We start from the raw sequence: 11,861 nt of genomic DNA on the forward strand, positions 1-11,861 counted from the left end.
GGCTCAGTTCACCGGAACTGGCGAGATTGCAGGGGATAGCGTCTCCAAAGCGGTCCGAACGGGTGGCCGTTCCCCCGCAGGCGTGCTGCGGCCCTGTAACAGCGCAAGATCAGCCAGCGCGCGCGCCGAAACCACCCGAATGCCGCCGGACGAGATGGTGCACCACCCTTCGTATTGCGCCAGCAACGCGCCGAGATCGAAACCGTCGGGCACGATGGCATCGGCTGTGACGATCGCGTCCGAGATGGTCACCCATTGGCCGATGCGCGCGCCCGGCAGGACAACCACATTGCGCAGTATCGTGCCTGCCCCGACCGTGGGCGAAGCGCCGTTTCGGTGGCCGCTGGAAGCCGGCGCGGGCCATTCGGGATCGAGAGCGAGGGAGCCGGCGGCAAGCTGCATCTGCACCGCGTGATAGGCGTCCAGGGTGCCCAGGTCCTGCCAAAGCGGCTCCGAACCCGCGCGTCCCGGCAAGGCATAGGCGTAAGCTTCGTCCGCGGCGACGAGGCGCGGAACGATGTGACTGCCGAAATCGAGATCGGCGACGGTTTCCGCCATTTCCACCAGCAGCGCGCGGAGGGCCTTCCATTCAAAAACATAGATGCCCATGGAGGCAAGCGCATGGCCGGGCCGATCCAGCGTCCTGGGCGCGATACGCGGCTTTTCAACGAAAGCGGTTATCCTGCCGCTGGGATCTGCGGCCAGTATGCCGAATTCGCTGGCTTGCGCTACCGGTACATGAACGACACCTACCGTGACCGAGGCGCCCCGATCCAGGTGACAGGCGAACAGGGGACGATAGTCCATCTGGTAGAGATGGTCGCCCGCCAGCACGACGACATGATCGGGCGCTTCGCTGTCGATCTCGTCCATTACGCTGAAGACGGCGTGGGCAGTGCCCGCGAAGGGTCCGCGTTCGGCACCATCCAGGACCTTGAACGCGCAATCCGAATGGCCGGAATGCCAGACCTGTTCCAGATGGTCGTGCAACGTTGCCGGCGCATGCTGCGTTAGCACCATCGCTTTGCGCAATCCGGAATTGACGACATTTGCCAATGTGAAGTCGATCAGCCGGAAATCGGCACCGATCGGAATGGCAGGTTTCGCTTCATCGTTCGTCAGATCGTGAAGGCGGCTTCCTTTGCCGCCGGCCAGTACGATGGACAGAACTCCACTGGGCGACGGAACAACTTTCGCAGGTGCCATGTATCCCCTCGGTCGGATCTCGGGTTCTGCGGCACAATTCACCAACCGGGCCGGCGGTTCCGACCTCTTAACGTGTATCATGACGATTTTTGCGACCGCAGCGGCAAAGCCTTCGCGGTTCACCGCGCTACATCACGGATTCGCCTTCCTGCGCGGTTCACCGGGAACGACTTTGCCCTCGCCCGACGGGCGCTGGACCAAAACCGAGCGCAAGTCGCCCGTGGGCGTTTCGCAGCCTGGTCCCGACAGCCCGCCTCATCCCGACAAAGAAGATGAGCCACTTAATCCGGGTCAGAATACCGAAGCGACCGGAGGATCTGGTAAATTCGGCTTCTTCATTCAAACGATCGAGATCAAATCACTTTCGATTTGGCTTGATCTCATTCGGGAGGCATTGTCCGGATCACGGTCGGTGGAGAGCACCCGCATCGTATCCCCGGTCGTAAGGGGACCAATTGCGTTTTTCCGAGCCTTGCAGCCTAGGCTAGAAACGCTGCCCAAGATCGAGTTTGAGCGAACGAAGATGCCGGGCAATGATGCCGGGCGCTCCTCGGCGTTCCCGCCGTTGCTATCTCAGCCGGAATGGTGCGGGTCCGCTATGCATTTCTGCCGAGGACAGCCCTTTCCTGGTCCACTAGCCCGGTTTGCGACCGACGTCACCGCCACCGCCATGCATGCCTGGATGGCGGCGCTCGGAAATCATGTCGCTCCGCTCGTTGGGTTCTTTGCTTGGAGGGGCGCCCCCTTCCGAAGTCGCGGAGTCTTCACGGTCGCCCTGCTTTTCGGCCAAGGGCTGCACTGCAGGGTCCTTGCTGGACGTTCTCTCGGTCTGACCGCCTTTCAGACCACGGGCTTCGAGTTCACTCGTCTTCTGCGCGTCCACGCCTTCAACGATTTCCTCGTTTTGAGAGTCGACATTGGCACCATCGCCCGACCTAATAGCTGGCCCGATGGATGTTTGACCGTTCATGATCGTTCTCCTTTTTAGGGAGAAGGCCTGCCCTGTGACAAAGTTCCCCTACCACAGCCCCGCTGCTTCAGCGACGCAAACCCGTTGACTTCGTCCCAACGCGCCGGGTTGGAGCATGGAAGCATGTTGGAACTGGCTGCTAAAGTGCTGCCGCCGCCCCGCCTCCACCTCAAGAGCGCTCTTTACCGCCTTGCGAATGGGCCGTTTGCAGTTTCTAGCTTTAGGCGTGTTCGAGGCGCCTGAGGGTGACGGACAATCGCTTGCAACTGAGCTGCTGGCTGCGCGCTCACTTAACCCAAATCAGGCCGATTCTATCCCAAGATCGGGAGCCAAATCGGATTCCACCGCATTGTCTGGGCATGGCACAAAGCACGAAAGAGAAGCCGGTGGCGCTGGTACTTGCTGGCTCACGCCGCGTGGCGATGGATTGGATCCGCCGTCTTGAGCACGGCGGCTTCACGGTGCGGTTTTTTGATGCCGCATGGGACGCCCTTGCTGTTTTCGGGGAGGAGATGCCGCAAGTCGCGTACATAGGGGCACTCCCTTGGAGTTCCCAATTGGAACTCTTGCTTGCCGATCTCGATCGGTATGGCGTGGCGGTTGAACGATTGGCGCGAGCAAGTGCCGTTTCGGACCTGCGCACGGCCTCAGCATCCGTGAATGGCCAGATGTCTAGCGCCCCACGGCGCTTCCAGCGCTGATTTTGACCGGCAGGCGCCCCCCTCTTGCCGAGTTGCCGGGACGCCTTGATTTGGAGATCGAGATGCTTGAGATGAAATTTGCAGATTGCGCCTCCGAGGCCCAGGATCGGGTCCGAGGCGGCTTCTATCTGACGGAAGATTTTCAACAAAGGCTCGCCCGCTGGAACAGAGAACGTCTCATGCCTCAGTTTCCGGTGGAGGACTGGACCTCTGAACTAGCCCGAAATGCCCGGATGCAGAAACTCGAGGGAGAATTCCTTGAGCAACTACGCACTGACGTGCGGGAAGATGCCGCAAAGGCACCTGGGGAACCGGCCGCCTTCGTCGAATGGTTCGAAAGCTTGATCGATGTCGGCCCAGGTCAGAACGACCCGCTCTTTCCCTGGCTGGCCGATGAAGCCTCCCGCGAGCAAATCCGCTGGTTTTTCGAGCAGGAAGCCGCTGGGGAAGCGGGATTCGATGATCTGGTAGCCCTTACGCAGATCAAGCTTCCAGATCAGGCCAAACTCGAACTTGCCCGAAATTACTGGGACGAAATGGGTCGAGGAAATCCCAAGGGCATGCACGGTCCGATGTTGCATATCGTCGCCGACGCGCTCGCGGTAGAACCCAGGATCGAGACCACCGTGGCCGAAAGCCTTGCCCTCGCAAACGCCATGACCGGCATGGCGACCTCCCGTCGGTATGCGTGGCATTCGGTCGGGGCGCTGGGCGTGATTGAACTTACAGCGCCCGGCCGCTCAGCGCTCGTGGCAAAAGGCCTTAGGCGGATTGGCCTGAGCGGGAAAGAACGCCGCTACTTCGATCTCCATGCTGTCCTTGACGTAAAGCACAGCGAGGATTGGAACCGCGAAGCCCTCAGGCCCTTGGTCGAAGAAGATCCTCGCCGTGCTACTGCCATTGCCGAAGGCGCTTTGATGCGGCTGAAATGCGGAGCAAGCTGCTTCGAACGCTACCGCGCCGAACTCTGGAGGGATCAAGCCTTCAAAAAGGCATCCTGAATTCGCAGCATTCGGAGATCGACCAGTCGCCGATGATGGTTGCTGATAGGGCCTACCAAGCGGCTCCCTCCCGGGATCGCCGAGATAGCCTCAAACGTGTCGGAGCCAGCGCCATGACAAACACGCAAGGGGATGTAAAAGAACTGGAAGCTGTGAGCCCTTGGGTGCTTGTCCTGCGGGCTGAACTGGCGAACGGCTCCCTTGATCTCCCGAGGCAGCTTCGGATTTGGAAAACTGACCTGCGAAGTGGCCCAGAGGAAGGATACGCTCTGGGCTTTCTTGCGCCGTCCGGAACACGGCGGACTTGCAATCAGGCTCGCTTATGCGCCCGGCGGGATCGACCGGGTCAAGCAGCTGCGTCGCCGCCCCGGCGAAAAACTGCGCTTTTCGGTCCACAGCGCCATGGGGCGGCATGTAGCTGCGCTCAAGACCGATGGGCTCGATGTGCAGCGATTGCGCGTCACCATGGAGCTGACGCCAGCAGCGCCTCTTCTCCTTCCATTTGTGCCGCGGGATCTCTATCCGCTTGATGCGCAGGATGACCCGGCGGGCACGGCAGGCAGGGTCGAGGCCGCCCAGCGCGGCCTGAACGCCGGTCTTCTTTACTTTCACGTCGACACCCCGGCGCTGGGCAGCGTGCTTTATTTTCAAAACCTCACTGCGATGAACGCCTACTAGCGCGCGACGGAAACGAAGCCCGATGGCGCGGTGGGCGGGGAATGGCCAGAGCTTGGTTATCTTCCGCCGACGCCGCCGCAGAGCGGGACACCCCCAACCAAGCCGTTATCGGCTGGCGTGACGGTGACAATTTCCGATGTGGTTCTAATATTTCGAGGCCAGACGCCGCCCGACGAGCGCGATTCCGCCCGCAGGTTCTTGCAGATGTTGGGCGCGGCATACACGCGCTTGAGTTGCCGCCGGTGCAGCACCGCGATTGGGTTGGACGTGCAGAGCAGACGCGAGCTTTCATGGCAAAAGCCGGTGTCGCGCGCGTTCCAAGCCTCGATTCGGCTCGTCGACAGGCTTGCAGACGATTGCCTTAGTCGCCTCGCCAAGTGATTGAAAAATTAGGCCGCGCCGATCGGGGGCGGACCGACCAAGGTACGGAAAGTGATCGACCAGCGGGCGCTGTCCAGCTCAGCAATACTATGCTCCCACTGATGCCTAACCTCATCGGTCAGCAGATAGAGACCGCGCCGCGGCGCTTCATGAGTAAAACGTTCGAACTTCCCGTCTCCGATTTTGCGTCGGAACCGCAGCGGAGCATTCCTGCCCAGAGAAATGCCGGCGACATGCTCGAACAGAGACCGATCCTTATGCCAGCCGATGACCGCGCCTGGATCATAACGGATGATAAGCGCTTGTTCGAAACGTTCCGGCGGCAAGCCCGCATGATCGGCAACGCGGGTCCTCATGGGAAGGAGCCAGGCCGGGAGGGGCGGGCCCCGTTCTGCAAAACCGCGATCGAAATCGTAAGTCCATCCAAACGAGCGGGTAAGCCGTTTGCCCAACCATCCTTGAAAGCGGAAGGGTTGGAGCTGTGAAGCATCGATCCGCGCGATAAGATCGTTTTCCTCAGCGGGTGAAATGACGTCTCGCCAACTATGGAAACCCTCAGGTGCAGCGCGCGCAGCGGCGGGAGCGGGGCCAAAAAGGTCCCACTGAGCTACGTTCGCACCGTCTGTTCGATCGCTCACCTGAGTTGGCTATCCTTACTCCCCCGCCGATTGATCGCCGAGACAACCGGGCGGTGTTCCCGTTTCGATTGGCACGTAACGCATGTACGCACGCCGGGAACAGCGCGCCGTCTGCCTTCCGGGATCATCTCGCCGCAGACCTCGCAGTCAGGCAAACCCTCGCCGCGCGGCATGGATGCGCGAGCAGCAGCCACCGCATCGTTGAGACTGTCCTCGATCTGATCCTGTACGGCGCTATCGGGCGCCCAGCCATTCGCCATATTGTACTCCTCCTTACCGAAGGTGGGGACGTAGGAGAGGGATTTCACCCCTGATGTGTCCAACCGTCACGAAACAGGGGTTCGGCCTTTCGAGCCCCATCCAGTTCGCACCACCCCGCTCCTGGACGGTGAAAGGGACGTTTCGGTTCCGCAGCAATCTGTGCGTCAATGTCGAACGCGAAAGGCAAGCATCAAGACCGACGCTGTCGGCGGTCACATGATGGGCGGGAGCGACCTGCCACCATTCAGCATCGACCGAATGAGAGACCGCGTCAAACGCGTATTAACCTGCGCCAATTGCAATCTCGACTCCCGAGCATGGGGCCGCCATGCTCGGGTTTCGTCGCGCCGACTAGCCGACTATCGGGCGGCGGGCGGTGCATCCAGATCGACCTCCAGTTCGCGAGGCCAGTGGCGTAGAGCGCGGCAGCTTTCGATGAACGCTTGCGCGTCGGCGGCCTCATCAAGCGGCAGGCATCCTTCATCGAGGTCATTTACACCGATGCCGGCCTTCGCGAGGAGCACTGCGGCCTCGGCAGTGAACCCGATGAACTTGCAGTGTGCGAATGCATCGGCGACGAAATCCTTGGCTGGCGCATCGAGCGAGAGCATCGCCGCCCCCTCCTGCGGTACCACGATCGCGACGGCGTCGAACAGGACCGAAGGACCGCCGTCGATCTTGTGTCTGGCGGCAACCGTGGTCCCGTCCGACAAGGTGACCCCAGCGATCTTGGGCGCTACCACCTCGTATACCGCGCCTTCGCCATCCACCGCCTTCAGCAGCGCTGCAAGGATGTTGGCGTCGGCCCCGTCGGTCAGCAGAATGCCGAGTTTGCGGCCCTTGAAGCTGTCGGGCCCATTTTTCACGATACTGAGCCTATCGGACGGCGCAAGGTCGGCAATTGGCTCCCGTGCAGCGACCGCCGGGCGAGGCATCACAAGGCCGAGCCCATCTGCGACCTTGGCCGCCAGTCCGGCATCGATATTCAAAAGGTGCGACACGGTCCGCGAACGGATGTCCGGCCGCTCCACCTTTGAAAGCTCGAAGACCAGGGCGTCCCCGATATGCTTCTGCTCGATAGGAGTCTGGCTGACGTAGAACTGCCGTGCCTGACTATAGTGATCAGCAAAGCTTTCCGACCGAACTCGTTGTTTGGGTCCTTCGGCCACTTCGGCAAAGCTTGTGAAACCCTTGGCCGGGTCTTCTCGCGGACCGCCCTCTGTAGCGCCCCAGCTATTCGGCTCGTAGTTCGCGCGCCCCTTCGGGTTGCGCATTGCCATGTGACCGTCCTGCTGGAAATGTGCCATCGGACACTTCGGCGCGTTGATCGGTATATGGGTGAAGTTGGGGCCGCCGAGTCGCTTGATCTGCGTATCGAGATACGAGAAATTGCGACCCTGGAGCAGCGGGTCGTTGGAAAAGTCGATGCCCGGTGGGACGTTTTGGGTGCAGAAGGCGACTTGCTCGGTCTCGGCGAAGAAGTTGTCGACGACGCGGTCGAGTACCAAGCGCCCGATGATGCGGACCGGCACCAATTCCTCGGGGATCAACTTGGTTGCGTCGAGAACGTCGAAGTCGAAGCTGTCGGCAAAAGCATTGTCGAAAAGCTGAACTCCAAGCTCCCATTCGGGAAGATCGCCGGAATTGATGGCATCCCACAGGTCACGGCGATGGAAGTCGGGATCGGCGCCGTTGATTTTCACCGCCTCGTTCCACATGACCGACTGCAGGCCCTGTTTCGGTTTCCAATGGAACTTCACGAATGTCGATTTGCCGTCGGAATTGACCAAGCGGAAGGTGTGAACCCCGAAACCCTCCATGGTCCGGAACGAGCGCGGGATCGCGCGGTCCGACATGGTCCACATGATCATGTGGAAGGTCTCGGGCGTGAGACTTACGAAGTCCCAGAAATTATCATGGGCTGTCTGGGCTTGGGGAAAGTTTCGGTCGGGCTCAGGCTTGGCAGCATGGATCAGGTCGGGGAACTTGATCGCATCCTGAATGAAGAAGACAGGGATGTTGTTACCGACGAGATCCCAGTTTCCTTCCTGGGTGTAGAGCTTGACCGCAAAGCCCCGGACGTCGCGGGCAAGATCGAACGAGCCCTTCGAGCCCGCGACAGTCGAGAAGCGCACAAAGGCAGGCGTCCGCTCACCGACCCGCTGGAAGACGTCCGCACGGCTGACGTCGGAAAGGCTTTCGGTGAGTTCGAAGAATCCGTGCGCACCGTAGCCGCGAGCGTGAACCACTCGTTCGGGTATCCGCTCGTGATCGAAATGGAATATCTTGCCGCGGAAGTGGGCATCCTCCAACAGAGTTGGCCCCCGCGCTCCCTGCTTCAGGCTATTCTGGTCGTCAGCGACCGGAATTCCCTGCTCGGTGGTGAGCGTCTCTACGTCCCCACCGGCAACCTGATGGGTATCTCCCCCCTCTGCCTGAGGTTCGGTAAACGAGGGCGAGACCGAAATGTCGCTGGGGAATCGAGAAGCCTTCTGCGGGGACTCGCCGGCAATGTCTGCGGATGCGAGATCGAGCGGCGAAATCGTCGGCGCCGGCTTGGCAGTGTGAGTAAGAGCGTTCGAGGGCGTCTTGGCCATGGGGCAATCCTCGTCATGGAAAAAAGCTGCGCCGCGAGCTCGGACGACCTTGATCGGCCGGCACTGCACCGCAGCGATAGTTTCGCTCTAATCTCTCACCGCCCCGCCCGGTTGCGGATCGCTTCACTAAACTAACCTGTATCAACACGAATGCGCGGCACGGGCGGAAACAAGACGCTACGCCTATAGTTTCAGCTCTGTCACATTCGTTTGACCTTTATGGACACTGTAACCATTCCATGTTCAGCGAACGATTTCTCAGGAACAAGATTAACGTTCACATCTCCGCCGCCGAGCGGGCGAGATTGGAAGCCGGCATCGTCGAAGTGCGTGCGATTGAGCCACGCAGTGTGCTGGTACGTGCGGGAACTATGCTCGATCACAGCACGCTTCTGATCGAGGGCATCATGTCGCGCTACATCGATGACCGGAATGGGTTGAGGCAACTCGTCGCGATCCATCTACCCGGCGATTTTGTTGATCTTCATGCCTATCCGCTCAAGTTCCTCGACCACGATGTTGCGACCATGACGGCAGCTACAGTGGCAATCGTTCCGCATGCAAATCTCGGCACCTTGATTGGTGAGAACCCGGAACTCGGCCGTAAGCTCTGGTACGCAACGCTGATCGATGCGGCGATCCACCGCGCGTGGCTGTTCCGTCTTGGACGGCTCGATGCGATGGGGCGCGTTGCCCACTTCCTGTGTGAGACGAATACACGCCTGGAAGCAGTGGGGCTCAGCGATGGTCACCGGTTCGCGCTTTCCCTTACCCAGGTCGACCTTGCAGAAATTTGCGGCCTGACACCTATCCATGTGAACAGGATCCTGCGCCAGCTGCGGGAGGAGCGCCTGTGCGTCTTTCGCTCTTCGCTCGTGGAAATCCTGGATCCGACGCGGTTGGCCGCCCGGGGTCAATTCGATCCGGCCTATCTCTACACCGAGGCGAATCCGTCCTCCAGCGCAGGGTTAAATCGATGAACACACCAACAGGCGCAATTCCGCCCTATTCCGATCCCGGTATCGCTAGTGCGGAAGACGGCCTCGTCATTCTCGATGGACCAAATGGCGTGGCCGTGACGATGACGCCGGAAGCCGCGGCGCGGACGGGACATAGTCTGGTGGCCGCAGCCCGCGATGCCGAGAGGCAGACAAAGGACCGCGGAGATAGCATTAGCGCGCACCGGCCGCCTGATGGCTGATCTGACGCTCGCATCGCACCGCCCTGGTCTGGAAACCCGGTCAGGGACAGCGTCCGCTTCGCCGTCCAACGGCGTCGAGGTCCGTCGAAGATCGAGGTCAGTCGAAAAGCGCACGCTTCCCAAAAAGGAAAAAGACCATTGCAACCGTGTGCCGCTGCCACAGATCGGGACAGAGCGTTGCTGACACGCGGTAACAGCTCATCTCGGCCGGGTCCTAGAGGATGTCTGGATCGTTATACCGTTAACGCTCGGCCTGTGCCGGGTCTCGAAATTTCTCAAGACCAGTGCGGCATGGCCAAAGTCGCCGGCCTTGCCTCCCGACGGGCGTCGTGACGACCCCCTGAATTTGCAGGACGCCGGCCCCATTGAATTCAAGCCGAAGCCAACTGCTTCCCACGTGGAGAATCGCAATGCGTGCACTGCTGAGATTAGGAATCCTCGCCGGACTTGGCTACTTCGCCTACTCCAAGTTCGCAGCATCACGGCGGCTGGACGACGATGACCGTGGCCCCGTGGGCTCGTCGGGCATTGTTCGCAACGCAGGTCCGGAGGAGCAATCGGGCATCCGTAACGACGATTGGGACACGGTGGACGAACAGATCGACGGGAGTTTCCCTGCCAGTGATCCTCCGGGCAGCTACTAAGGGTCCCGCGGATTTCCCAGTTGAAGCTCGCGGATATCGGGGGGAGCGATCTCACGCGGTGTGTGCGACCCCAAAGGGGCTTGGCCGTATCGCACTGCCCAGTACGCCGCGTCGTTCGACCGGCGGACAGGGCACGGTCTCGATGCTAAAGCATGACGGATGCCGCGCTTCAGTGCGCGAACCGACACCAATCGCATGGCCGATTGCCGCGAGACAGAGTCCGGATCCATGCTGTCGGTGTCATACACCAATACGCCGCGGCCGACTTGGCGGGGGTAAGAGCAATGAAATATGATGTCGACGCACTGGTGGTTCTTCCGGACGACATTGATCGGGCTCGTTCACCGCTCGCAAACCACATCGAAGCAGAAACGTTCGTGCTGGGTGCTTTTAATCCTGGGCTGACCAGATTGCCCAATGGCAATTTGCTGCTGATGGTGCGCGTTGCGGAAGCACTGCGCGATCCGATCGCTGATGGCCACCTGCATACGATTCGCTGGGAGGCTGCGAGCGGCGGCCGTTTTGTCACCGACGCTTGGCCCTTGGAGCTCGTCGACACGTCGGATCCCCGCGCAGTCCGCCTTCGTGGCGGCGGCTGGAATGTCATGGTACTGACTTCGCTCTCGTGGCTACTGCCAGTCGAGCTCACGCCGGACGGGATGACCCCTTTAGCGTTTCACTACGATAAGGCAATTGCTCCAATCAACAGCTTGCAATGCTATGGCGTTGAGGATCCGCGGATCAGCTACGTGGAAGGTCAATGGTTCATGACAACCTGCTCGGTCGGTCCCGAGCGGCAGTGCACGACGCTCTATACCTCGAGCGACGGGCTGGATTGGACATTCGCTGACATCCTCCTCGACCATCAAAACAAAGACATGCTGCTGTTCGAAGGTCTGATCAACAATCAGTACTGGGCACAGACCCGTCCCCTTGGCGATGCTTACTTTGCGTACCCGCCAGGCAGTGAATGGCGCGCCGGACCATCGATAAATCTCGCTCACTCGCCGGACGGACGGTTTTGGAAGCCATTCTCAAAGCCGGGAATTCGGCCACACGCCGCTACCCTGGCAACCGCGAGAATGGGTGGGGGCAGCCCTCCCCTGCTAACAACCGGCATCGAGGATGGTGGATGGTTGTCCCTTTGGCACGGTGTTGAACCAAAAGAACTGGTAGGAATTTATCGGACCTATTGGTCAATACTGGCACGCGACGATCCGAGCATTACCGTTCGTTCGAGCCACAAACCTCTCATAGAACCTAACCCGGAACTCACCAAGCCGATAGAGCATCAAATGTATTTGCGAGATGTGGTCTTCACCACCGGGATTGTAGACGCTGGCAGCTACTACGTCGTTGCCTCTGGAGAAGCGGATCTCGCATGCCGCATCACCCATATACCAAAGGCAGCCTTCTCGCCATAATCACGCCAGCTGTCTGGTGCAAGACGAAGCGCTTTTCGTCTGAAGCTTAAGCGATACGCCAAGTCGTTCGGAGCCGGCTTCGTTGACACTGGATGGCGCAGGACAGGCGCGCGACCGAAATCTACCCCGGCTCCGGCACCAAGAGCGGCGCTTCGCGTT

The 11,861-nt window shown here is 60.3% G+C and carries 11 protein-coding genes; 7 read left to right on the forward strand and 4 right to left on the reverse strand.

Annotated features, from left to right (window positions below; genetic code table 11):
• Window positions 1-3 precede the first annotated feature (3 nt).
• Entirely contained in the window at window positions 4-1,206 is a 1,203-nt protein-coding gene (locus ACZ1JC_RS22460; protein ID WP_465138054.1) for a glucose-1-phosphate adenylyltransferase family protein, read from the reverse strand.
• On the opposite strand from ACZ1JC_RS22460, the gene ACZ1JC_RS22465 reads away from it, so the two are divergent.
• From ACZ1JC_RS22465 to ACZ1JC_RS22480, 4 genes are all read left to right on the forward strand, one after another.
• A complete protein-coding gene (locus ACZ1JC_RS22465) occupies window positions 1,205-2,194 on the forward strand; it encodes a hypothetical protein (protein ID WP_465148448.1) in 990 nt (329 codons plus the stop codon). The genes ACZ1JC_RS22460 and ACZ1JC_RS22465 overlap by 2 nt on opposite strands.
• 227 nt (window positions 2,195-2,421) lie before the next feature.
• On the forward strand, window positions 2,422-2,877 hold the full coding sequence (locus tag ACZ1JC_RS22470) for a hypothetical protein (protein ID WP_465138052.1): 456 nt from the start codon (window positions 2,422-2,424) through the stop codon (window positions 2,875-2,877).
• A 71-nt stretch (window positions 2,878-2,948) separates the two neighbouring features.
• Window positions 2,949-3,878, forward strand: a complete 930-nt coding sequence (locus tag ACZ1JC_RS22475; protein WP_465138514.1) for an iron-containing redox enzyme family protein — start codon at window positions 2,949-2,951, stop codon at window positions 3,876-3,878.
• Window positions 3,879-4,079: 201 nt separating this feature from the next.
• Window positions 4,080-4,556, forward strand: a complete 477-nt coding sequence (locus tag ACZ1JC_RS22480) for a hypothetical protein (RefSeq protein WP_465138051.1) — start codon at window positions 4,080-4,082, stop codon at window positions 4,554-4,556.
• Window positions 4,557-4,945: 389 nt separating this feature from the next.
• On the opposite strand, the gene ACZ1JC_RS22485 is transcribed toward ACZ1JC_RS22480, so the two are convergent.
• From ACZ1JC_RS22485 to katE, 3 genes are all read right to left on the reverse strand, one after another.
• On the reverse strand, window positions 4,946-5,575 hold the full coding sequence (locus ACZ1JC_RS22485; RefSeq protein ID WP_465138050.1) for an alpha-ketoglutarate-dependent dioxygenase AlkB: 630 nt from the start codon (window positions 5,573-5,575) through the stop codon (window positions 4,946-4,948).
• Window positions 5,572-5,835 (reverse strand): DksA/TraR family C4-type zinc finger protein, encoded by a 264-nt coding sequence (locus tag ACZ1JC_RS22490; RefSeq protein WP_185999019.1) that lies wholly within the window; start codon window positions 5,833-5,835, stop codon window positions 5,572-5,574. Before ACZ1JC_RS22490 ends, ACZ1JC_RS22485 begins: the two co-directional genes overlap by 4 nt.
• Before the next feature lie 360 nt (window positions 5,836-6,195).
• The gene (gene katE / locus ACZ1JC_RS22495) at window positions 6,196-8,433 is read right to left on the reverse strand and encodes a catalase (RefSeq protein ID WP_465138049.1); all 2,238 of its coding nucleotides are present in this window, start codon (window positions 8,431-8,433) and stop codon (window positions 6,196-6,198) included.
• 239 nt (window positions 8,434-8,672) lie between these two features.
• Between katE and ACZ1JC_RS22500 the strand changes: the two genes are divergently transcribed.
• From ACZ1JC_RS22500 to ACZ1JC_RS22510, 3 genes are all read left to right on the forward strand, one after another.
• Window positions 8,673-9,413, forward strand: coding sequence for a Crp/Fnr family transcriptional regulator (locus tag ACZ1JC_RS22500; protein ID WP_185999021.1), 741 nt, complete (start codon window positions 8,673-8,675; stop codon window positions 9,411-9,413).
• 631 nt (window positions 9,414-10,044) lie between these two features.
• Window positions 10,045-10,278: a hypothetical protein gene (locus tag ACZ1JC_RS22505; RefSeq protein WP_185999022.1), complete on the forward strand. Its 234-nt coding sequence runs from the start codon at window positions 10,045-10,047 to the stop codon at window positions 10,276-10,278.
• A 284-nt stretch (window positions 10,279-10,562) separates the two neighbouring features.
• Entirely contained in the window at window positions 10,563-11,702 is a 1,140-nt protein-coding gene (locus tag ACZ1JC_RS22510) for a glycoside hydrolase family 130 protein (protein WP_465138048.1), read from the forward strand.
• Window positions 11,703-11,861 lie beyond the last annotated feature (159 nt).

The organism is Sphingomonas sp. BL-S-28 (assembly GCF_055521515.1).